Origin of the sequence: Flagellimonas sp. MMG031, assembly GCF_040112705.1 — a bacterium.
Taxonomy (GTDB): Bacteria; Bacteroidota; Bacteroidia; order Flavobacteriales; family Flavobacteriaceae; genus Flagellimonas.
Map to the genome: position 1 here is coordinate 3731163 of NZ_CP157804.1, position 21263 is coordinate 3752425.

The following is a 21263-nucleotide window of genomic DNA, read 5'->3' on the forward strand; positions in this document are numbered from 1 at the left end:
AAAGAAAAGTGGGATATACTGGATTCGAACCAGTGACCTCTGCCCTGTCAAGGCAGCGCTCTAAACCAACTGAGCTAATATCCCGTTAAAATCGGGCTGCAATATCGGAAATTAATCCCAATCTCCATACTCTGCAGAGTTCTTTGATGTCTCATGCAGGGTAATATGCAACAATTGCCCCTTTTTAAGCTTCGGTTTTAGAATATCGTAGATTACTTTAACGAAATATTCCGTGGTCGGGAGCAAATTTTCAAACTCTGGGCAATCCTCGTTCAAGTTTTTGTGATCAAAACGCTCCTCTACCTCCTCCTTGATCAAAGTACCAAGGTCGGCCAAATCCATAACAAAACCAGTATCGGGGTCCACTTCACCCTTAATTCGTACCTCAAGGTCAAAATTATGACCGTGAAAGTTTGGGCTGTTGCATTTCCCGAACACTTCTATGTTCTTTTCCTTGCTCCACTTGGGATTGTGGAGCCTATGGGCAGCGTTAAAATGGGCTTTTCTGCAAATTGTCGCAATCATGCTGCAAAGTTAAACCCTTTTTCTGCAATCCAAATTAGGGAGCCAAAAAATTCTTCAAGAGTAGCAATCTGTTTCATTTTGCATTGAAATTGAGACGCGTTATTCCTAACTTTAGGCAAATCGTTAAAATTTTTGAGGCTTAAACACATCAAACAATATCTAAAAATAAAATCATATGAAAATCACCTATTTGGGCCATGCTTCCTTTTTAATTGAAATGAACGGGAAAACAATTCTGTTCGACCCCTTTATCTCTGGCAACGAAATGGCCAAGGAAATTGACATCAACAGCTTAAAGGTCGATTATATTTTTGTGACCCATGGGCACCAAGACCATGTACTCGATGTGGAGACCATTGCAAAGAACAACCCAAAGGCGAAGTTGGTTTCCAACTTTGAAGTGGTCAGCTGGTTCGCCGAAAAGGGGATTGACGGACATGGAATGAACCATGGCGGAAAGTATACCTTCGATTTTGGAACGGCAAAATATGTAAGCGCTATCCATTCGAGCATGCTGCCCGACGGAAGCAACGGTGGAAATCCTGGCGGTTTTGTGCTCTATGATGACTCCCATTGTATCTACCATGCGGGCGATACGGCCTTGACCAAGGATATGGAATTGATACCCATGACCTGTCCCAAACTGAACATCGCTATTTTACCCATTGGCGATAATTTTACCATGGGATACGAAGATGCAGCCATTGCCAGTGATTTTATCCAATGTAATCAAATTATCGGATGTCACTACGATACCTTTCCCCCCATCAAAATTGACAAAACCAAGGCCGTGGAACATTTCGACAAGAAGGGCAAAAAACTGATGCTGCCTGATATCGGGGAATCCATTTCAATTTAAAGACTAATGAGGCTATCTAAAAAGCGGTAATATTTGAACTTTGTTTGGCAGATTGCAGTGTAAGATTTTGATTATCAATACATACATCTTAAATCCTTGACTGCCTGCCTGCCGCAGGCGGGCGCTCGAACTGACAGGTAAACTGCTTTTAGACAGCCTCATTTCCTATGCTTTCATTGCCATTTCTGAAACAATGGTCGATAACAAAAGCCCCATAACTTCCATGATGGGTAAGGCTTACAGAAAGTAGTTGTTCCCCATTGGTCAATGACGGAACTCCCATTTTGTTCCTTTTTAGTTGATAGGAATCATCAACACCATGAAGGAGCCTTGCCTTTAGTTCTTCACTTTGCTCCCTTTGCCCCGTACATCTGAATTTTATGATGGTAGACCCTAAGCTTTGTGGATTCAACCTCGCTTCGGAGAGAATGTATTGGAGTGTCTCCTTGGTTTCAACATAACATAGAAAGTCCTTGAATTTAACCCATCCCGACTGATCGGTGACCTCGCATTCGAACCCCAAAGGATTGTAGAATCGGCTGGGATATATTTGGGTATATAGTTTATAGGCAGCCTCTTTCATGCTCCATAACCTCCAGACCATTCGAAAGGAATTTTCGGCATCCTTAATGTATCCCTGTTCGTTTGAGGTAAAGATTTTGTCCATGTATCGAGGACGTTGCCAGTTGGAAGTGCGCCCAGCTTCATTTAAATCAACGAGGTCGTTGCCCACCATTACTTCCCTATTTTGGAGGTGACAATGTTCATGGCCGACTTTACATCCAGCATTTGTTCCATATCCTCGTTTTCCAACCGGATATCAAATTCGTCCTCAATATCCAAGATAATGTCCACTAAATTGGCCGAGTTGATTTTAAGATCATTCACAAAATCTGTATCCTCGGACAAGTTCTTGAAAGCTTCCGCATCTTGGACATATGGCTCAATGATGGGCTTTAATTTGGTGATGAGTTGTTCTCTATCCATAGCTTTTTAATCGGTAAGTTAAGGTATAAATCGCTTAAATAAAACACAGGCATTCACATCGCCAAAACCAAAACTGGCCTTGGCCACCACCTCAACTTTGTGATTCATGGATTTGGTCGGCACCTTGGCAGTAGCAATCATTCCCTTGATATCATCGTGGAGGTCCTCGCAATTGATATTAGGCGCTATAAACTGTTCCTTAATTTGAACAATACTGGCTACACATTCAATGGAACCTGCAGCGGCCAAGCAATGCCCAATCAATGATTTGGTCGTATTGATAAAGGGAAAATCCTCACCCTTTCTACCCAATGCCTTGGTCCAGTTTTCAATTTCCAAAGGGTCTTTCGCAGTGGCGGTAAGATGCCCGTTGATAGCATCCACCTCATTTGGTTTTACCTCCGAATGAGCAAGGGCGTTTTTTATGCAGCGTTGCACAGCTTCTGCATTGGGTGCCGTTAAGGTACCACCTTGGCGTTGCCCTCCTGAGTTGACCTCACCCCCCAGAACTTCAGCATAAATCGTTGCACCACGTTCCATTGCAGATTCCAGAGATTCCAACACCAGTGCCCCTGCCCCGCTTCCGGGCACAAAACCGGATGCCGAGCCACTCATAGGCCTGGAACCTTTTTCCGGTTCATCATTATGCTTGTAGGTCATCACCCGCATGGCATCAAAACCTCCCCAAACGTAAGGGCCATGGTCGCTGCAACTGCCCACCAGCATGCGCTTAGCCCTTCCGTGGGCAATACGGTCGTATCCCATTAAAACTGCTTCGGTTCCAGTAGTACACGCCGACGAGTTGGTAGTGACCTGATTTCCCAACCCGAGCATACCTCCCAGATACGCACTAACGCCACTGCCCATGGTCTGCAACACCACGGTACTGCCCAATCGTCTTACATTTCCTTCATCCAATTGGTAGATGGCCTCCCTAAATTTATCCACACCCGATGTTCCCGTTCCGAAAATGAGCCCAGAGTCATAATCCAGTTCGCTTTCTGGGTGAACCTCCAATCCAGCATCTTTCCATGCATCCACACCTGCAATGCAACCATATAAAATACCAGAACTATTAAAGCCCCTTAGCTGCAACTCCGTAAAATAATCGGATTTCGATTCCTCAGTGATATGTGGGATGCCTCCAATTTGGCAAGAAAAGTTGAGTTCTTTTAATTGTGGATGGAATGAGATACCGGAAGTTCCATTTTTAATCGCTTCCGTGAACTGTGGAATACCAACACCGTTTGGTGCAACTACTCCCATTCCTGTGATGACGACTCTATTTTTCATTTTTTTTAATTGATTGGACTTCGAAAAGCACAGTTTGCCATTTGGTTATTCGATTATCCATACTTCATCAAAAAGATGCCATTTATAAGATCGCACTCTTTACAATTAAAGTTTGTTTTGTCAGTCTGAGCCTGTCGAAGACTACACCTTTGAACCTAACATTTTCTATTCATGATACACATCGACAAGCTCAGCGAGAGTAACTATCATTTTAGTCACAAAATCTCCACGATGAACGACCTTATTTAATTTTGTTTCCGTGTTCTTTATAATTCTTTGAAAACTCCACCAAATCAGTCCAATTTCCATCAATCAATGCTTTCTTCTTTCTTCGGGACCAGCCTTTGATTTGCTTTTCAATTTTAATAGCTTCTGACGGATTGGTGCATTGCAAGAGCCATTTAAGTTCCACAGGCAACCGCGAACTGGTATAGTTAAGGTTTTTATGACCCTCATTGTGTTGATTTAATCTACGGTCTAAATCATTCGTCATACCAGTATAGTATGAGTTATCGGAACAAAGTAATATGTACACATAATAAAATTTCATATCAAAATTGTACACTTCGACAAGCTCAGTGTGACAACAGTACTTTTTTTTGACGGTTTACCCAAACAGTCAAACTTATTTCACCTTCAACATTCCTGAAATTATTCCTCTCGCCACCAGCTCCTCCTTCTCGTTCAGCATTTTTACCTTACATTTTAGCTTGTTGAATCGAAACACCTCCTTTTCCGAGTGTACAACAACCTTTTCTCCAGGCAAGACGGGCAAATAAAAATCCATTTGATGGGAGGTCAAGGCAATTTGTGGTTTTTGTTCATTGCCCAATTCATCCTTAATCAAATGCACTCCCAAACAAACCAGACCTATTTGGGCCGTACACTCCGTAAGAATCACTCCTGGGGTAATGGGGTTGTTCTTAAAATGGCCTTTATAGAAGAATTCATCCTTTTTAAAGGTATAGTGACCTATAATGTGATGTTCAGAAATGGCCGTAATCCCGTCCACAAACAAAAATGGGGATTGATAGGGCAATAATGCAAGGATTTCCGCTGTCTCCATGTTACACCAAATGTTCGCCACCATCCACAGGAATTACCGTCCCCGTGATCCAAGCAGCTTCGTCTTTCGTTAATAAATACACCGCATTGGCCACATCTTCAGGAGTGGTCAACCGTTTATTCGGATTTCGTTTTAAGGTATGTTTTATGATTTGTTCGCTCCCAGGGATCATGCGCAAGGAAGTGGTGTCCGTGACCCCTGCTTGAATACAGTTGACCTTGATACCGAAGTGTGCAAACTCCAACGCCATATTTCTACTAATGGCCTCGAGGGTAACCTTGGCTGCCGAAACGGCCGCATAGCTACGCCAGGCTTTGGAATTGCCTTCGCTGGTAAAACTGATGATTCGGGCGTCAGTGGCAAACAAATCAGCCTCAAAAATCGATTTGGTCCAATCGTACAAACTTATCCCCATCGCTTGGATGGTCAAGGTAAAATCATCGTGCTTAAGCTCCGGTTCCCCTTTTGACACCATGGGTTTGAGGTTGCCCTTGGCCACACTGTGCACCATCACACGAATTTTTTGTTGAGCCCCCAAAACCGTTTTTAAATCTTGGATCAAGGCCTCCCTTTTCTGTGGATTGAAGGCATCCGTGTTAAAGGCTTTGAATTGAACACCTTCCTGCACTATTGTTTCAAATTCCTTTTGAATGGCTTCTTCCTGCATTCGGGGGCTACGGTACACAATGCAGATGTTCATGCCGTGTTGGGCTAATTTCTTTGCCGTTGCCAAACCCAGTCCGCTACTGCCTCCAAGGATTAAAGCCCAATAATTTGTATCTGTAAATTCTTTCATCTTACCACTCCAATAAAATTCGTTGCGCAGAAAACCCAGGTCCAAAACTCAGCATGATGCCCTTGTCCCCTTTGGGCAGTTTTCTATCCATAAATCGTTCCAATACATACAGCACCGTAGCGCTGCTCATATTTCCGTACAATCTCAAAACCTCTTTGGTGTCATCGATATTTTTGCCCAAGGCACCGAACAGATCTTCTACGGTTTGGACTATCTTTTTTCCCCCGGGGTGAAACACCAAATGATCAATATGTTCAATGGTCAGTCCGTTTTGTTCCAAAAAAGGATGAATGATCTTTGGGAAATGATCCGTAATGGTCTGTGGAACGGATGGGTCCAAAACCATTTGTAGACCCGTGTTCCGAAGTTTAAATCCCATCATATGCTCTGCATCATAAAAATGGTACATCCCTTCATCCTTAATTTTTGGCCCTTCCTCATTTTCATGGGAGGACAGAATGACACTGGCACATCCATCACCAAAGATGGCCGCGCTTACAATATTGGCCATCGAATAATCATCCAATTGAAAGGTCGCTGTTGGGGATTCCACAGCAATTACTGCGGCCCGCTTGTTGGGATTGGCCTTTAAAAAATTCTTGGCGTACAAAATCCCAGAAATTCCCGCAGCACATCCCATTTCGGTCACTGGTAGCCGAACAATATCCTGTTTCAGTTTTAAACGATTGATCAAATAGGCATCCAAAGAGGGAATCATAATGCCTGTGCAGCTCACCGTGATGATGTAGTCTAAATCCGTTGGCTTTAAATGGGCCTTGTCCAACGCCTTCAACAAGCTCTTTTCTGCCAATTTTATGGATTCTCGCAGGTAAATGTCGTTTTTTTCTTCGAACGAGGTCTTTAAAAAAACCTCTTCGGGCGCCATAATGGAATAGCGCTTATCCACCGCGGCGTTCTCAAAGATCTTAAGGACTTTCCGTTTAAAACGCTCCTCCTGTCCTTCGAGCCAAAGTTCTACGTATGGTAAAATATCCTTGGTTTCCCTGCTGTATTTTGGTAGTTGCTTTGCAACGGATGTTATTTTTACTGCCATTTAGGGTTTAATTAGCCATTGGTAGCGGAAAGCCCATTTCCAACTAATTTGTGAGTTTAGATTGAGTTGATTTGATATCTGTTCGATTTCCTTGCGCTTGAAGGCCCGCAAAACGGACGTCAACCCGTCCTGCACGATCATGTGGTTCGATATTACCGTTCCCAATAATTTGAACAAGCCATACGCCAATCGATGTCGATGCAGGTCGTTAACGACCACCCCTAATTTAGCCTTGGTGGACATCAGCTGCAACAGCGATCGAATTTCCGTCTCATCCAAATGGTGCAGAAAGAGGGTGGAGAGCACAACATCGTACTCCATGGCTTGGAACTCTTCGGAAAAAACATCCAGCTTCTTAAACGACAGTTCATCATAAGCCGCTGATAATTCGACCGCATAATCAATCGCATCTTGGTTGGCATCAATCCCGATAAGCTGGAAGGAAAAGTCGTGTTTTCGCCCATAATCCCCTATCAACCTCAAAATATCTCCATGACCGCATCCTATGTCAACAATGGTGTACACCTTGTCCTTGGGTTGATGTTCCAATAGTTGGCGAAGACCATTCAAGGTTACTCGATTGCCGCCCAACCATTTATTTATGGAGCCGAGCTTATCCAAGGTATCACGGAGCAATTCGCCCTTCATGGAAAAATCGTCCATTAATTCTGTGTCATTGCTCCTCGAAGTGGTATCTACAAACAGGCTCATTGAGTTTTCATCGGTTTTCCGTGTGTCATCCTAATGATTGACGGGAGCAAAAAAGGTACGGCTCTTAAAACTAAGAGTATTTTTGGTGCGAGCCAATCCTGTCTGAACAAATAGGCAATGAAATGCCCAACTTTTAACCTAAAACGGAATGTTCTTTTCCATGCCTTGGCATACGCTCGCTCCAATGCGGACCTTGTTGCAATTTTCTTTTGAAGATAGGGAATAATAAGATCAGATGCCAATTGTGCACTCCGGATGGCCATGGCCATGCCGTTGCCGCATAGCGGATGAATCATACCTGCCGAATCACCGCACATGATCATATGGTTTTCGATGGGGTTTTTGGTCGCAAAGGAAATTTGGCTGATGGTCAGGGGTTGTTCAAACTCAGGGGTTGAACGTTGAAAAACCTCCTTGAGCGTCTTGTTTTGAAATAAGACCTTATGTTGGAAGTCATCGATATCCTTGTACGTTTTGAAAGCTTCGTAACTTGTGATATAACAAAGGTTGATGTGATTCCTTTCCACCTTGGAAACACCACAATAGCCTCCCTTAAAGTTATGCAGCGCCACCTTATTGTTCGGAAAATCTCCTGATACATGGGTTTTCACGGCCAAATATGGAGATTTTTTCTGGATGAACGCACGTTGGAACTTTACATCCAGATTGGACCGCTTGCCAAAGGTGCCCAAGGTGATTTTGGAGGTTACCCTTTTGCCCTTTTTGGTTTGCACTTGAAATCCATCACCCGTAAAAACGACATCGACCACTGTGTCTTGGACCACCGAAACACCATGCTGAACCGCTAGTAGATATAACTGATAATCCATTTCGTACCTACTGATACCGAATCCGCCCAACGGTAATTTTGCCTTAATCACTTTATTGTTGTGTGTAGTAAGCTCAAAGTCGGTAATGCGCTGGGCACCGAATTGAAAGGGATCAAAACCAAGATAGTTTAGATAGGGCAAAACTTCATTTGAAATATACTCCCCGCAGACCTTGTGCTTGGGAAAACTGTCTTTTTCGATAATCAGTACCCGAAACTGATGTTTTGCCAAGTGAATGGCACTGGTCAACCCGGCCAAACCTCCTCCTACGATAATAACGTCATATTGTTGGTCTGTCATTTAAAATCCTTGATGTCTTGGCGTTTCGGAGAGCATTCTTTTTCTGTAGACCACACCTCTAGCAAATCTTTTACAGTAAATGTAAGGAATAAACCAGTGCTTTAGGTTTTGAAGAAACCATAGTTCGCAAAAGCAGTTTGAAGAAATAGGAGAATTTTTGGTCAGGTCTAAAAAAAAACCTTCGAAAAATCGAAGGTTTTTACTTGGTGGGCGCTGAGGGATTCGAACCATTCCTGCAAACCCTTATTTTTATTGAGTTTATCCTTGCTTATGCTTCAGCTGCTAACCGAATCACAAACTTTTTCTAATAATCTGACTTCGTAGACTTCAAAATTAATCATAAATAATTAATCCGTATCAATTTCTATCAACTCTTATAACGCTTATTTGAACTTTGTTTTATGTTGTTGGAATGTTGAAAAAATGATTCATGGCTATTATTATCCTGGTCCTTCCCCTAATAGAGTTTGCTGACTACAGAAATTAGTTCATCAATCAGATTCCCATTATTATACAAGATTAATTCATTTCTTAATCCGTCTTACCAAATAAAAGACTTCATCCTCTTCGAAATAAAAAAGAACTCTACTAATAACAGAAAATCAGATTCTTAAAAATTATTATTTAGATTTATTATAAATAATTTGGCTGTATCAAATGACAAATATACTTTTGCCCAAATTTACTATTTATATTACGTCTAAATAAAAATTAATGAAAAATCCATTACCAATCTTAACCTTATTTCTGCTAACAAACTTAGCTTTAGCTCAAAACGGTACAGTATCAGGAACTGTAAAAGATAACAATCAAACACCCCTTTTCGGTGTCAATGTTTTTTTGAAGAATACAACAAAAGGCACTCAAACCGACGAAAATGGAGAATTTCAAATTTCAAATTTGGAAAATGGCGATTACACGCTTTTAATTTCCTATTTGGGTTTTAAAACAAGAGAAATACAACTTTCAGTTTCAGATAATCAAAACACAAATTTAGAGACAATTACCCTTTACGAGGGAAATGAAATTTTGAGCGAGGTTATTGTAAATGGAGAACGTCGTAACAAATTTTCAAGAAAGAAAACCGCCTATGTTTCTAAGCTTCCGTTAAAAGATATTGAAAATACACAGGTATATAGCACAATAACCAACGAAATTCTAAAATCACAAGTAGTTACAAATTTTGACGATGCGTTAAAAAATGCAACAGGTGTTGAACAACTTTGGACTTCAACAGGTCGTGGTGGCGATGGCGCTGGTTATTATTCGCTTCGTGGATTTTCTGTTCAACCACAATTGGTCAATGGCCTTCCAGGTTTGACGAATGGAACCATAAATCCTGCTAACATTGAACGTATTGAAGTACTAAAAGGACCTTCTGCAACTTTGTTCGGAAATGCAGTAAGTTCTTATGGTGGACTTATCAATGTTGTTACAAAAAAACCTTACGTCGGTACCGGTGGCGAATTGTCCTTTACTTCTGGAACTTATGGTCTAAATCAAATTGTTGGCGATTTCAATACTGCATTAAGCAAAGAGGACAATTTATATTTTAGATTAAATACAGCTTACACTAAAGAGCAAAGTTTTCAGGACGCTGGTTTTAGAAAGTCATTTTTCATTGCACCATCATTATCCTACAAAGTAAACAACAGACTTTCTTTCTCTTTTTACGGAGAAATTACCCAAGCAGAACAAACAAATCCAACTTTCTTATTCCTAAATAGAAGTGCACCAACTGTAGCATCAAATCTTGATGAACTTAACTACAATAACAAGTTGTCGTTTACAAGTAACGATTTAACATTACAAAATCCTACGCAGAATTACAGAATTGAAATGGATTACAAATTATCGGATACTTGGCAATCGCAAACGCTACTTTCCAAAAGTACAACTTCTACAAAAGGATATTATTCATACTTATTTGATTTTGGGATTTTAGAGGGCAATACGTATTCTCGTTTTATCAATAAGCAGAATGCAAATACCCAGACAACGGACATTCAACAGAACTTTATCGGAGATTTCAAAATTGCTTCAGTACGAAATAGAATGGTCATTGGTGTTGATTATTTTAATGAAACACAAACTAATAACAGTACAGGATATGCTTTTTATGGTAATGTAACTCCAAATGGTGGTTCAAATGGGGACAATCCTTTTACACCAGATGTGGAAGATGACTTATATCCGCTTTCAACTTCAGGAGTTGATGCTGCTTTAGCCTCACAAGGCGTTAGTAATGTAAAGTCGAAATATCACATTTACAGTTTATACGCTTCTGACGTTATCAATTTTACGGATAACTTTTCTGCAATGATAGGTTTACGATTAGACCATTTTGACAATGAAGGCGATTTAGCAAATCTTGATGATGATTATGACCAAACCACTTTATCACCAAAATTTGGCTTATTATATCAACCAATAAAAGATAAGCTTTCTGTATTTGGAAACTACCAAAATGGATTTACCAATGTAGCACCTCAATTGGTAGGTAATCCCGAGGAAGGTCCACAAACGTTACAAACTTTTGACCCAGAACAAGCAAACCAATTAGAATTTGGTATTAAAACAAATCTTTTTAATAATCGCTTAAATACAACGATTAGTTACTATGATATTAAAGTGAAAGACCGGGTAATTACTGACCCTTCATCTCCTTTCAATAAAATTCAAGGTGGCGAAGTAGTGAGTAAAGGCTTTGAAATTGAAATCAACGCCAACCCATTCAAAGGACTAAATATTAGAGCTGGTTTTAGTAATAATGATAGCGAAACCACTGAATCCGATAACACTGAAATTCTGAACAGAAGACCTCTTGAGGCTGGACCAGAAACGCTTTACAATTTTTGGGCAAATTATGAATTTCAAGATGGAACTTTAGATGGTTTTGGAATTGGGTTAGGATTTAATGGAGCAAGTGAACGTTTTGCTATAAACTACGTATCGACCGGCGAATTTATACTACCGAGTTATACCATTGCAAATGCTTCTGTTTTTTACCAAGCTGATAAATACAGAATTGGTTTAAAGTTAAACAATGCTTTTAACAAGGAATATTACAAAGGTTGGACTACCATAAATCCACAAATGCCAAGAGCCTTATTGGCGAAAATTTCATATCAATTTTAATTAGTCAAGTAAGAAAGAGCAACTTTTTATTAAGGTTGCTCTTTTTTAAACTAAAAATAATGTCAGCTAAGAAATTCATATTTCAATTACATAAGTATTTAGGTTTATTAACCGGTTTAGTTGTTTTTATCGTGTCCATAACCGGTTGTTGTTGGGCGTTTAAAGATGAAATTGAAAGTCTTTATGATGACTATAAAAAAGTTACACCACAAGATCAATCAATATTAACACCAACAAAAGCAAAGGAATTAGCAAAAGAGATATTTCCAAACAACACAGTTCACGGAACTCTATTTAAAAAAGAAAACGATGCAATTGAAGTAATTTTCTATGATGCTGAACCAGAATTCTATCAAAGTGTTTTCTTAAATCCATATTCTGGCGAAGTGATTCAAGTTGATAATCATCTGTCAGGATTTTTTGCATTTATTCTAAAAGGTCATATGCGACTTTGGTTACCCAAATCAATTGGAGAACAAGTTGTTGGAGTTTCTATTTTGATTTTCATAGTAATCATCATTTCAGGGTTTATACTATGGTTACCAAAAAAACGTAAAAACCTTAAGCAACGCCTAAAATTTGATTGGAAAAAAACAACACGTTGGAAACGTAAAAATTTTGATTTGCACACTGTGGTTGGCTTTTACATTTGTTCACTCGCACTAATATTAGCTTTTACAGGGTCAATGATGTCTTACAATTGGCTTAAATATGTAGTTTACAAATCTACGGGCGGAGAAAAAGTTCCTGCTTTTGTCATTCCAGAAAACATAAGTGAAAAAATAACAAATGAAGACATAATTCCAATGGATCTTTTGATTGTAAAACTATTAAAAGAAAACCCGGAAGCAGAAAGTTTTGAATTACATTATCCAAAAACAGCAGAAGAAAGTATTTACGTAGAAGTTTCTAATAGTAAAGGAGTATATTATGATTCTGACTATCGTTTTTTTGACCAAAATACTCTACAAGAAATAGAAACAACAGCTATTTATGGAAAATATAAAGATGCAAAAGTAGCAGACAAAATTCAGCGGATGAATTACGATATTCACATAGGAGCAATTGGAGGAATTGCTGGGAAAATTATTGCATTCTTAGTTAGTTTACTGACTGCAAGCTTGCCAGTAACCGGAATTTTATTGTGGTACGGACGGAACTACAAAAAGAAAAAATAGAAAATTTTAAAGTTTAGTACATACATCACCTGAAGTAGTTTAAGAAAAATAATACAGTTCTACCCAAGGGAAGTCTAAAACTTTTTGAATAGTTGTGTTGAAGAGAATACCAATTGTTTATTTGAACTTTAAGAATGGCCAATTAGTCAATCTGGGATTCTATCTCTTTGATGATATCAGTGATTTTGGATCTTAAGGGCAAATAAAAAGACTGCTTTAAACTTTCCGATGCCACAATGAATAAATATAGTTGGCTTTCAAATTCCTCATTTTCAAGAAATGTAAAGTCATTATTTTTAAAACGACTTGGTTTGGCATCCAGCAAGGGGTCGTTTATGATATTGAGGTGCCTTCTAAAATTCCCCTGTTTTAAAAAGAATTCATGCCCCAGATCTCTTCTTTCCACTACATAATCTTCCTGCCGTTTGACACTTTCCAAAGTAGACTGCCAATCTGATAAAGCTTTGCGTAGTTTTGCATCAGACAATACTGAAAGTTTGCCCGAATTAATCACTTCCATAACTGTACCCTGTGAGGGCATAAATCTGGGTTCAATTTTAAAGATGCCCACCATTAGTTCGGATAATTCCTTTTCATTGAACTCAGGAAGTGATGGTCCCGTATATTGACCTAGACTAATGCTATTTTTTATATTGGAATCGTTGAACCCTATTACTTGATCCAAGTTGACCAAATTAGTTTCGAATTCGATTAGCAATGCCTTGAGAAGTTGTTGTTCGAGTAGCCTGTTCTTACGGTTTTCATTCCAATTATTGATTTGAAGTGCAATCAAGATACCTATCACAACAAGTATTATTTCACCAAAGGCATACTTGAGATATTTACCAGTTTTTCCTTCTGAAAGTAGATTTTGCCGGATTTTTCGAAAGAACTTGAGCATCAGAGGTTGGTTTCTCTAAAGATATGGTTTTTTACCATTGGTAAAATATTGAAAAGGCCTGCTGCTGTATTATGTAATCGTTTATTTGAACTTTAAAGATGCTCAACAAAATTCATGCGTTTGCCCAACACCCGAACAATGAAAATTTCGTTGGCACTATCAAATTGGTAGAAAATGACATGAGCTTTATAACTGTAGTATTTTAAAGAACCGGAAATGGCCGATGCGTCTTTGGCCAACTCTGGGCGTTCGGCGAGTTCCTCTAAAAAACTTCCCAAATTCAACAAATACTTGGAGGCCTGTTGAGGACCAAAAAACTTTATACCATATTTATAAATGCCAACTAAGTCATATTGGGCTCTGGTAGATAAATTATAATTCCCCATTATCAACTTTTGTGATAATGTCACTTATTTTGAGACTACTTCTGCCACTTTGCAATCCATCATCAATTGCGGCCTTAAGTTCCGCGAGTTTCATGTTCTCTTCCCGGTCCTTTCTTACCAAATCCCTTATATATTCACTATCATTGGTAAAGTCACCTGATTGAACCCTAAGTTTTATCCAACCATCTTGTTGATTTGTAAAAGTGATTGACTTTCTAACTGTTTCCATAAATCTGTGTTTGTGATGCAATATAACACTTTTTCGCACCACTTATAATATATACGGCTCTTTTTAAAAAATTTAAAGTGAGAATATACGCCTCGCTTATAGGTTGGCCTACTATCGTTTATTTGAACTTTACCTATAGTTTTTTGACATTACTTAATAGGGTTTGATATCAAAGTATTTTATATCCCAGCCTAAAATTCACGTTTGAATTGTCAACAGAAACACTGTTCGAAACATTTTCCGCGAACATTCTGTTACTGAAAAAGCGGGCTTCTGCAAACACCTTTTTATACTCTAATCCAATTCCAAAAAATTCTGATCCGCTATTCCTTTTAAAATTCTCCTCAATTAATGATAAATCAAAGGTTAATGAAAAGTTGTTCACAGTTTCTACTGTAATCCCTGCATTAATAACCAGATTTAAATTTTTAACTGTTGGAATATAGCCTCTAGCACCAAAAAAGACCGTGTTATTGTTAAAAGAAAGCGTAGCTGTTTGCGTAATGTCTTCCACTGAAGTTTGGATGACTACAGATTCTGAAACCTCTGACTTGATACTATAACCAGAAAATATGCCCAATTTGTTGTTTAACACCAATAATTCCAACTCTGCTCCCAATATTGATCTGGATATGTCGTCAAATGAAGGATTTAATGTGGCAACATTGGGAAATTGATAACTCACACTGGTTTGTTCCAAACCCCCGAATACGGCAATGTGCAACTTGGCCTTACTCCTTATTTTCTCGGTGTAACTAATGTTGTTGGAATTGCTCAATAGGTTGTACTTAGAGATTATTTTGGAGAGTGATTTTCTTGAATAGCTCAATCGTTCCAAATCCTTTTGCAGTTCACTACTCTTATCAGAAAACAAAAGACTCAATTGTTGTTTATAGTGCTCATTGATACCAACACGATTTCCCGACACCAAATACTTTTTAAAAACCAATGCTTCAAAATCTCCATCCGCCTTTTTAACATAATATCTAGTTCCATTTGAAAATTGATACTCAAACAAAGAAATCGTGCCCTCGATCAATTTTCTAAGTGCTATGGATTTTTTTTCAAATATTGGCTTTTTATCTCTGGTCAGGTTACCAATTTTATCTGAACTCATATCCAAGTCCACTTGGCTAATTACGAACTTGATATCGTTTCCTATGCCAAATTCGGTGAGTCTTGATATTTCTATAACTTGTTCAGGTGTTTCCGGATTTGTTTTAAAGTATATTCTTTCAGGGTTATTGTTCCAATTTTGGTTTTTGATTAATCCAAATTTGTTTTCCCCATTTGCGGTTACGATATAGCCATTTTCATACTGGGAATGAATGGTTTGGAAAAATAAGAAGATACATGTTAAAAGGATGGTATTGCGCATTCGATTTAAAGATTTAATTGATTATGGTGAATATTCAGCTAAAAACATAGTGGTTGCCTATCCGAATCATGGCACAACTCGGTCTTATATTTCCTGCCATTAAGATTTTTATTGATTTAAATTTTCAATTCGGCTTTAATGAAAGGTGGTATATCATGAGCTATTTACGTCAACTTGTTTGAGTATAAATGCATATAACAAGTTACTGTCGGAATTGTTTGTTTTAATTTTTATAAATGTAGGAATTTTCTATTTATTAAAAATTCAATTTTCGGTAAAAGGATGGAATAGTGGTCAATTGGTCATGATAAACCAAACTTCATCTTAAGGGTAAAAAAAGATCTAAATGGTAAGCCAATTAAGCGTACCGAAAAAGTAAACTCTTAACTCGTTTTATACTGAAAGTTCAATTAAACGGCGCCTTTAAAAAACCTAATCAAAAATCTGAAATCGATAAGAAAGCAAGTAAAACAAAGTTTTCGCGCTGAAAGCTTCCCCTTAACTAATACTACCGAGCGAGGCAAATGCCACTACAAATGCCGTTACTTCATTATTTTTTCAACAAAATGGAATTGCCCATAAAAATCAATTTTTAACAAATCAACTCAATATGGGCTTCTACAAAGGAAAGAGAATCATTAGCGAGTCTTAAAAGAGTAAAGAAAAAATCCTTGGCCAGGTCTTAAAACAAAAAAACCTTCGAAAAATCGAAGGTTTTTTACTAGGTGGGCGCTGAGGGATTCGAACCCCCGACCCCCTCGGTGTAAACGAGGTGCTCTGAACCAACTGAGCTAAGCGCCCATTCAATTTGCTAAATGGGAGTGCAAATATAACACAGTTTTTGATTTAAAAAATAAAAAGATGAAAAAAAATCACACTACTTCAGCCACAACAAAAGTACTTCCCCCAACATAGACCATGTCCTGTTCGCTAGCATTTTTCATTGCCTTTTTCAAACCCTTGCTTACCGACTTGCAAACCTTCCCCTTAAGTCCTTGTTCTTCTGCTAGTTCCCTTAGTTGGTCGGCTTCCATACCGCGAGGGATGGCTGGCTTTACAAAGTAATAGTGAGCATCTTTTGGAAAAAGGGTCAGTACCGACCTTACATCCTTGTCCTTCACAAAACCTAAGACCACATGGAGTTTCTCAAAAGACTGTTTTTCCACCTGTTTCAGGACCAATTGCAGTCCTTCCTTGTTATGGGCCGTATCACAAACCACTAAAGGATGCTGTTGAAGCACCTGCCATCTCCCCATGAGCCCGGTGTTCTTTACCACATTTTGTAAGCCTTTTGAAATGGCCGCTTCCGGAACTTCAAAATTTTTCAGTTGATGGATACAGGCAACGACACCATTAATGTTCCTTTGCTGATAATCGCCCAACAAATCCGTTTGGTACCCGAGGACTGGTTCCGCATCGGCAAACACAATATTGGATTTGAGCTGATGGGCAATCAGGTTAAAGATCATTTTGGTCTCAGCTTGGGTTTCGCTGATTACCACGGGAACATTTGATTTAATAACCCCAGCCTTTTCCAACGCAATTTTTTCCAAGGTATCCCCCAAAAACTGAGTATGGTCCATTCCTATGTTGGTAATGAGCGCCACTTCGGGCGTAATGATATTGGTAGAGTCCAAACGGCCGCCCAACCCGACCTCAATTACTGCAATGTCCACCTTTTCCTCTTCAAAATAGCTGAACGCCATCCCAACGGTCATTTCAAAAAACGACAGTTTGTTGTATTCAAAAAAGGATCGGTACTTCGCTATAAACTCCCTTACAAATTTTTTGCTGACTACCTCCCCATCGATTTTAATACGTTCCCTAAAATCCTTGAGGTGGGGCGAAGTATAAAGTCCGACCTTGTAACCGGCCTCCTGAAGAATGGACGCCAACATATGGCTGCTGGACCCCTTTCCATTGGTGCCCGCCACATGGATACTCTTGAATTTACTCTGCGGATTATCCAGTACATTACAAAAATGGATGATGTTGTCCAACTTCGCGTTCAAGGCTGCGGCACCTTTTTGCTGGTACATCGGAAGCTGTCCGAACATCCAGTTCAACGTCTCCTTATAGGTCACTACTGTCCCAATTTAAAGTTGACGACCACAAATCCGATTTGCTGGGCCGGTGCATTCGCATCGGAATTCCAACGGTGAAGAAGCGCCGTTTTACGGGCAGGTTCCAAAAGGCATGGCGCATTATTGGTGGTCCCCTTTACTCCCGGCTGAGCTTGGATTACCTTTCCATTTCTATCCACCACAATCCTAACCACTACTCTACCTTCCTCATTGCATTCCTGTCGTACTTTTCCTTGGTTGGCCAACGACCGACCATTAAGGCCGTAACCACCAGTACCACTACCACTGCCCGGCGCGCCGTAGTACGAAGTGGCGTATGGGTCGCCATCAGGCCGGCCCTTATCCCCGGCTTTGTCATCGTCGCCTTCGCTGCCTGTTGTGGTTCCTTCCGATTTTCCAATTCCCCCGATCAAGGCATCAACGCTTTTCTTTTTGGCCTCCTGTTCTCGTCGTTTGCGTTCCTCGGCTTCCCGTTTTTCACGGGCAATACGTTCCGCTTCGGCCTTGGCTTTTTTGGCCTCTTCTTCAGCTTTTCGCTGGGCTTCCTCTCGTTGTTTTATTTTGATGGTCTCCTCATCGTTGCTGGTAAGTACCTCTTCCACGGGTGCCTCTTCCACAACCGTTTGCTCAGGCTGCACAGGCTCTACTTGCTCTTGAGGCTCCTCAGGCTGCCTTTCCACTTCCCTAGGTTCGGAACGTACCCTTTCTATGGGCTGCACCTCACCACTTCCAAATTCCATGGTACCGAAATTAACGGCGATACCATTTTCAATGGGTGGGTCGAGATAGGTCAATCCAATATAAAAAAGCAATAGCAGCAATGCGCTCAACAAAAGTGTGGTGAGCGTAAAGGATTTTTTCTTGTGTCTCGTATCTAAAAAGGACATTATTTTGGCCGCACTGCCAAGATAACCTTGTAACTGTTCCTGTTGGCAATATCCATAACGTTGACCGCTTCTTTGATGGCAACGTTTTCTTCTGCCCTTAGGATGATGGTAGGCTTTTCTTGACCTTCAAGTGCCTTTTTTAATTCAATTTCAATGTATTCTTTGTTGATCTGCTCGTTGTTCACAAAATATTGCAGGTCTTTATTGATGGTCACCGAAACATTCTGTGTATTGGTCGATTTGCCCTTTGCCTTTGGCAACAACAAATCCAACGCATTTGGAGCATTGGAGGTCAGCATGAAAAACACCAACAACAGGAACACAATGTCCGTCATGGACGACATGCTGAATTCAGGGCTTATCTTATTTCTTCCCTTTAGTTTCATGGCAGAGGGTTTATATAGGTTCGTTCAACAAATCCAGGAACTCCACCGCATTGGCTTCCATTTGGTGCACTACCTTGTCGGTTCGATTCACCAAGTGGTTATAGCCGATATAGGCGATGATACCCACGATAAGACCTGCTACTGTCGTGGTCATGGCGGTGTAAATACCGGATGCCAGAGAGCCCATTTCGGCTTGTCCTCCGCTACTTGCCATCTCGTGGAACGCCAAGATCATACCGATAACGGTTCCCAAGAAACCAATCATGGGTGCAGCGCCTGCCACGGTGGCCAGAACACTCACATTCTTTTCGAGTTTGTACACCTCGAGGGTACCTGCATTTTCGATAGAGGTGTTGATGTCGTCCAAAGGCTTGCCTATTCGCGCCACCCCTTTTTCGATGAGTCGCGCTACGGGAGAATCCGTTTGGGCACACAACAAGGTGGCAGCTTCCAGTTTACCATTGCTGATATGGTCACGAATCTGGTTCATGAAATTCTTATCTATCTTGGAGGCCGCCTTTATGGCAAAAATCCGTTCAAAATAGATGTACATAGCAACAAAAAGAAGAACAAAAAGCACCATGATAATGATAACGCTTCCTGTTCCTCCATTTACGATAAGGTCGATTACGGACAAGGTTTTTTCCTCGGAAATTGAAGCAGCTGCTTCAGCACCTTCCGTTACTTCTTGAAAAATATTCATATAAAATCCCCAATTTATTATGCAAGTATAACGGAGATTTTTGAACTAAAGTATCTTTTAGAACAAATATCGCATACCCATGTAGCAAATTGCTCCAGCGATAAAACCTACAAAGGCCAACCACGATATTTTTTTGAGGTACCAGAAGAAATCAATTTTCTCCATTCCCATAGCAACAACACCAGCCGCAGAACCGATAATCAACATACTTCCACCTGTTCCAGCGGAGTAAGCGATAAAGTGCCACAGTTGATCATCCATGGGTTCGGAGAACATTCCCAAACTTGCTGCTACCAAAGGTACGTTATCGATAACGGCAGAACCTACACCTAAAAGAATCACAACCAAATCTGAAACCCTTGTTCCAGCCATCTCGGTTCCAATCAACGGCATACCTTGCTTCAATCCTTCGGCGAAGTTAAACAGAAGCCCCAAGGACTCCAAGGCAGCAACTGCCATCAAAATACCCAAGAAGAACAAAATACTGGGCAATTCAATTTTGGTCAACGCGCTATGCACCGGACTGTGGGAGGCGTGGGCATCGCTTTCTTGATCCAAACTGGAAATAGCGATTTTCTTATTACTATAGATTTCTGCAAATGTTGCGACTACAGCCAAAGATAACATCATTCCTACATAGGGCGGCAAGTGGGTCACGGTTTTAAAAATGGGTACAAAAACGATCGCCCCAAGACCCAAATAGAGCATTCTAGGTCCAAATTTTGATTGAGCGCCATCTTCTTCTTCCATATCTATCTCTCCTTTAAAGGCGGGCAAAAAGGAGGCGATGAAAGATGGGATGAGCATACAGACCAATGATGGTATTAGCAAATGTTCGATGAGCATGGCCGTAGAAACTTTATCCCCGATCCACAACATGGTCGTGGTAACATCACCGATAGGCGACCACGCACCACCAGCATTAGCGGCAATAATAATCAGACCGGCGTACCAGATTCGCACTTCCCGGTCCTTCACTATCTTTTGAAGAATGGAAATAAGCACGATGGTCGCAGTAAGGTTGTCAATGATCGCAGAAAGGATAAAAGCCAAGAAAGAGAAAATCCAAAGGATTTTTTTCTTGCTCCTTGTTTTTACAAATGATTTTATGGTAGCAAATCCATCAAAGTAATCAATGATTTCAACAATGGTCATGGCACCCAACAGGAACACCAAAATTTCGGAAGTCTTTCCCAAATGGTGCAAAAGGGTCTCCTCCATCAATTCCATTTTCTCTTCGTGACCAAAGGCTCCAAAGTTTTCCAACAGGGAGTGATTGCCAGAATCGAACCACGTACTGAAGCCGTCTATCCCGAAAGCCATCAACGCCCACAGTATGGCCATCATGGCCAAAGCAGGAATCAATTTGTCTATTTTTAAATTATGTTCGAGGGTAATTGCCAAATATCCAATTACAAAAATGACAACTAAAAGGGTTTCCATGTTAAGTTTGGTTTAATTAAGGAATTATGTTTTGAGCAGTTATCTGTGCGGCTAAAGATATTCAAAATGAATTTTTCCGCATAATCTAATTGGTATAAAAATATGTGAAACCGATAATTTCGAAGTCAA

The 21263-nt window shown here is 40.1% G+C and carries 22 protein-coding genes and 2 tRNA genes; 3 read left to right on the forward strand and 21 right to left on the reverse strand.

The annotated features are described in order from the left end of the window. Positions 1 to 9 precede the first annotated feature (9 nt). Together ABNE31_RS17035 and ABNE31_RS17040 are read right to left on the reverse strand one after the other, a co-directional pair. Positions 10 to 84: transfer RNA gene (locus ABNE31_RS17035), tRNA-Val, on the reverse strand. A gap of 27 nt (positions 85 to 111) precedes the next feature. After that, positions 112 to 525 carry a 6-carboxytetrahydropterin synthase gene (locus ABNE31_RS17040; protein WP_349351901.1) on the reverse strand — a complete coding sequence of 138 codons (414 nt, stop codon included), beginning with the start codon at positions 523 to 525 and terminating at the stop codon, positions 112 to 114. Positions 526 to 700: 175 nt separating this feature from the next. Between ABNE31_RS17040 and ABNE31_RS17045 the strand changes: the two genes are divergently transcribed. Continuing rightward, entirely contained in the window at positions 701 to 1384 is a 684-nt protein-coding gene (locus tag ABNE31_RS17045) for a metal-dependent hydrolase (RefSeq protein WP_293282688.1), read from the forward strand. A 148-nt stretch (positions 1385 to 1532) separates the two neighbouring features. Here ABNE31_RS17045 and ABNE31_RS17050 read toward each other — a convergent pair whose 3' ends face one another. The 9 genes from ABNE31_RS17050 to ABNE31_RS17090 form a co-directional block, all read right to left on the reverse strand. Next, complete coding sequence (locus ABNE31_RS17050; RefSeq protein WP_293289655.1) at positions 1533 to 2120, reverse strand: 4'-phosphopantetheinyl transferase superfamily protein; 588 nt, start codon at positions 2118 to 2120, stop codon at positions 1533 to 1535. Beyond that, the gene (locus tag ABNE31_RS17055) at positions 2120 to 2371 is read right to left on the reverse strand and encodes a phosphopantetheine-binding protein (RefSeq protein WP_293289654.1); all 252 of its coding nucleotides are present in this window, start codon (positions 2369 to 2371) and stop codon (positions 2120 to 2122) included. Before ABNE31_RS17055 ends, ABNE31_RS17050 begins: the two co-directional genes overlap by 1 nt. A gap of 18 nt (positions 2372 to 2389) precedes the next feature. After that, positions 2390 to 3664, reverse strand: a complete 1275-nt coding sequence (locus ABNE31_RS17060) for a beta-ketoacyl-[acyl-carrier-protein] synthase family protein (protein WP_349351902.1) — start codon at positions 3662 to 3664, stop codon at positions 2390 to 2392. 241 nt (positions 3665 to 3905) lie between these two features. Then, positions 3906 to 4214, reverse strand: a complete 309-nt coding sequence (locus tag ABNE31_RS17065) for a GIY-YIG nuclease family protein (RefSeq protein WP_293289296.1) — start codon at positions 4212 to 4214, stop codon at positions 3906 to 3908. Between the two features lie 75 nt (positions 4215 to 4289). After that, positions 4290 to 4730: a hydroxymyristoyl-ACP dehydratase gene (locus tag ABNE31_RS17070; protein ID WP_293289298.1), complete on the reverse strand. Its 441-nt coding sequence runs from the start codon at positions 4728 to 4730 to the stop codon at positions 4290 to 4292. Between the two features lies 1 nt (position 4731). Further along, on the reverse strand, positions 4732 to 5526 hold the full coding sequence (locus ABNE31_RS17075) for an SDR family oxidoreductase (RefSeq protein ID WP_293289300.1): 795 nt from the start codon (positions 5524 to 5526) through the stop codon (positions 4732 to 4734). 1 nt (position 5527) lies between these two features. Beyond that, complete coding sequence (locus ABNE31_RS17080; RefSeq protein ID WP_293289302.1) at positions 5528 to 6580, reverse strand: type III polyketide synthase; 1053 nt, start codon at positions 6578 to 6580, stop codon at positions 5528 to 5530. After that, positions 6581 to 7291: a methyltransferase domain-containing protein gene (locus ABNE31_RS17085; RefSeq protein ID WP_293289304.1), complete on the reverse strand. Its 711-nt coding sequence runs from the start codon at positions 7289 to 7291 to the stop codon at positions 6581 to 6583. Beyond that, on the reverse strand, positions 7288 to 8421 hold the full coding sequence (locus tag ABNE31_RS17090) for an NAD(P)/FAD-dependent oxidoreductase (RefSeq protein ID WP_293289305.1): 1134 nt from the start codon (positions 8419 to 8421) through the stop codon (positions 7288 to 7290). Before ABNE31_RS17090 ends, ABNE31_RS17085 begins: the two co-directional genes overlap by 4 nt. Positions 8422 to 9135: 714 nt before the next feature. On the opposite strand from ABNE31_RS17090, the gene ABNE31_RS17095 reads away from it, so the two are divergent. Both ABNE31_RS17095 and ABNE31_RS17100 read left to right on the forward strand, forming a co-directional pair. Next, positions 9136 to 11559 (forward strand): TonB-dependent receptor, encoded by a 2424-nt coding sequence (locus ABNE31_RS17095; RefSeq protein WP_349351903.1) that lies wholly within the window; start codon positions 9136 to 9138, stop codon positions 11557 to 11559. Between the two features lie 59 nt (positions 11560 to 11618). Then, entirely contained in the window at positions 11619 to 12737 is a 1119-nt protein-coding gene (locus ABNE31_RS17100; RefSeq protein ID WP_349351904.1) for a PepSY-associated TM helix domain-containing protein, read from the forward strand. Between the two features lie 142 nt (positions 12738 to 12879). On the opposite strand, the gene ABNE31_RS17105 is transcribed toward ABNE31_RS17100, so the two are convergent. From ABNE31_RS17105 to nhaD, 10 genes are all read right to left on the reverse strand, one after another. Further along, positions 12880 to 13638 (reverse strand): DUF6090 family protein, encoded by a 759-nt coding sequence (locus ABNE31_RS17105; protein WP_349351905.1) that lies wholly within the window; start codon positions 13636 to 13638, stop codon positions 12880 to 12882. Between the two features lie 92 nt (positions 13639 to 13730). Next, positions 13731 to 14024 carry a type II toxin-antitoxin system RelE/ParE family toxin gene (locus tag ABNE31_RS17110; RefSeq protein WP_349351906.1) on the reverse strand — a complete coding sequence of 98 codons (294 nt, stop codon included), beginning with the start codon at positions 14022 to 14024 and terminating at the stop codon, positions 13731 to 13733. After that, positions 14011 to 14253: a type II toxin-antitoxin system ParD family antitoxin gene (locus tag ABNE31_RS17115; protein WP_349351907.1), complete on the reverse strand. Its 243-nt coding sequence runs from the start codon at positions 14251 to 14253 to the stop codon at positions 14011 to 14013. The genes ABNE31_RS17110 and ABNE31_RS17115 overlap by 14 nt, the downstream gene beginning before the upstream one ends. Positions 14254 to 14422: 169 nt before the next feature. After that, positions 14423 to 15631 carry a hypothetical protein gene (locus tag ABNE31_RS17120; RefSeq protein WP_349351908.1) on the reverse strand — a complete coding sequence of 403 codons (1209 nt, stop codon included), beginning with the start codon at positions 15629 to 15631 and terminating at the stop codon, positions 14423 to 14425. Positions 15632 to 16357: 726 nt separating this feature from the next. After that, a tRNA-Val gene (locus tag ABNE31_RS17125) sits at positions 16358 to 16432 on the reverse strand. A 71-nt stretch (positions 16433 to 16503) separates the two neighbouring features. After that, positions 16504 to 17715, reverse strand: a complete 1212-nt coding sequence (locus ABNE31_RS17130) for a folylpolyglutamate synthase/dihydrofolate synthase family protein (protein ID WP_349351909.1) — start codon at positions 17713 to 17715, stop codon at positions 16504 to 16506. Then, positions 17715 to 18602 (reverse strand): energy transducer TonB, encoded by an 888-nt coding sequence (locus ABNE31_RS17135; protein WP_349351910.1) that lies wholly within the window; start codon positions 18600 to 18602, stop codon positions 17715 to 17717. The genes ABNE31_RS17130 and ABNE31_RS17135 overlap by 1 nt, the downstream gene beginning before the upstream one ends. After that, positions 18602 to 18988: a biopolymer transporter ExbD gene (locus ABNE31_RS17140; protein WP_127140660.1), complete on the reverse strand. Its 387-nt coding sequence runs from the start codon at positions 18986 to 18988 to the stop codon at positions 18602 to 18604. Before ABNE31_RS17140 ends, ABNE31_RS17135 begins: the two co-directional genes overlap by 1 nt. 10 nt (positions 18989 to 18998) lie before the next feature. Continuing rightward, complete coding sequence (locus ABNE31_RS17145; protein ID WP_127140661.1) at positions 18999 to 19691, reverse strand: MotA/TolQ/ExbB proton channel family protein; 693 nt, start codon at positions 19689 to 19691, stop codon at positions 18999 to 19001. 57 nt (positions 19692 to 19748) lie between these two features. Then, positions 19749 to 21134 carry a sodium:proton antiporter NhaD gene (nhaD, locus tag ABNE31_RS17150; protein WP_349351911.1) on the reverse strand — a complete coding sequence of 462 codons (1386 nt, stop codon included), beginning with the start codon at positions 21132 to 21134 and terminating at the stop codon, positions 19749 to 19751. Positions 21135 to 21263: the final 129 nt, after the last annotated feature.

Excerpts from the sequence above, each read along its gene's own strand:
- ABNE31_RS17040 (WP_349351901.1), bottom strand. The coding sequence starts at position 525 with ATGATTGCGACAATTTGCAGAAAAGCCCATTTTAACGCTGCCCATAGG.
- ABNE31_RS17045 (WP_293282688.1), top strand. The coding sequence starts at position 701 with ATGAAAATCACCTATTTGGGCCATGCTTCCTTTTTAATTGAAATGAAC.
- ABNE31_RS17050 (WP_293289655.1), bottom strand. The coding sequence starts at position 2,120 with ATGGTGGGCAACGACCTCGTTGATTTAAATGAAGCTGGGCGCACTTCC.
- ABNE31_RS17055 (WP_293289654.1), bottom strand. The coding sequence starts at position 2,371 with ATGGATAGAGAACAACTCATCACCAAATTAAAGCCCATCATTGAGCCA.
- ABNE31_RS17060 (WP_349351902.1), bottom strand. The coding sequence starts at position 3,664 with ATGAAAAATAGAGTCGTCATCACAGGAATGGGAGTAGTTGCACCAAAC.
- ABNE31_RS17065 (WP_293289296.1), bottom strand. The coding sequence starts at position 4,214 with ATGAAATTTTATTATGTGTACATATTACTTTGTTCCGATAACTCATAC.
- ABNE31_RS17070 (WP_293289298.1), bottom strand. The coding sequence starts at position 4,730 with ATGGAGACAGCGGAAATCCTTGCATTATTGCCCTATCAATCCCCATTT.
- ABNE31_RS17075 (WP_293289300.1), bottom strand. The coding sequence starts at position 5,526 with ATGAAAGAATTTACAGATACAAATTATTGGGCTTTAATCCTTGGAGGC.
- ABNE31_RS17080 (WP_293289302.1), bottom strand. The coding sequence starts at position 6,580 with ATGGCAGTAAAAATAACATCCGTTGCAAAGCAACTACCAAAATACAGC.
- ABNE31_RS17085 (WP_293289304.1), bottom strand. The coding sequence starts at position 7,291 with ATGAGCCTGTTTGTAGATACCACTTCGAGGAGCAATGACACAGAATTA.
- ABNE31_RS17090 (WP_293289305.1), bottom strand. The coding sequence starts at position 8,421 with ATGACAGACCAACAATATGACGTTATTATCGTAGGAGGAGGTTTGGCC.
- ABNE31_RS17095 (WP_349351903.1), top strand. The coding sequence starts at position 9,136 with ATGAAAAATCCATTACCAATCTTAACCTTATTTCTGCTAACAAACTTA.
- ABNE31_RS17100 (WP_349351904.1), top strand. The coding sequence starts at position 11,619 with ATGTCAGCTAAGAAATTCATATTTCAATTACATAAGTATTTAGGTTTA.
- ABNE31_RS17105 (WP_349351905.1), bottom strand. The coding sequence starts at position 13,638 with ATGCTCAAGTTCTTTCGAAAAATCCGGCAAAATCTACTTTCAGAAGGA.
- ABNE31_RS17110 (WP_349351906.1), bottom strand. The coding sequence starts at position 14,024 with ATGGGGAATTATAATTTATCTACCAGAGCCCAATATGACTTAGTTGGC.
- ABNE31_RS17115 (WP_349351907.1), bottom strand. The coding sequence starts at position 14,253 with ATGGAAACAGTTAGAAAGTCAATCACTTTTACAAATCAACAAGATGGT.
- ABNE31_RS17120 (WP_349351908.1), bottom strand. The coding sequence starts at position 15,631 with ATGCGCAATACCATCCTTTTAACATGTATCTTCTTATTTTTCCAAACC.
- ABNE31_RS17135 (WP_349351910.1), bottom strand. The coding sequence starts at position 18,602 with ATGTCCTTTTTAGATACGAGACACAAGAAAAAATCCTTTACGCTCACC.
- ABNE31_RS17140 (WP_127140660.1), bottom strand. The coding sequence starts at position 18,988 with ATGAAACTAAAGGGAAGAAATAAGATAAGCCCTGAATTCAGCATGTCG.
- ABNE31_RS17145 (WP_127140661.1), bottom strand. The coding sequence starts at position 19,691 with ATGAATATTTTTCAAGAAGTAACGGAAGGTGCTGAAGCAGCTGCTTCA.
- nhaD (WP_349351911.1), bottom strand. The coding sequence starts at position 21,134 with ATGGAAACCCTTTTAGTTGTCATTTTTGTAATTGGATATTTGGCAATT.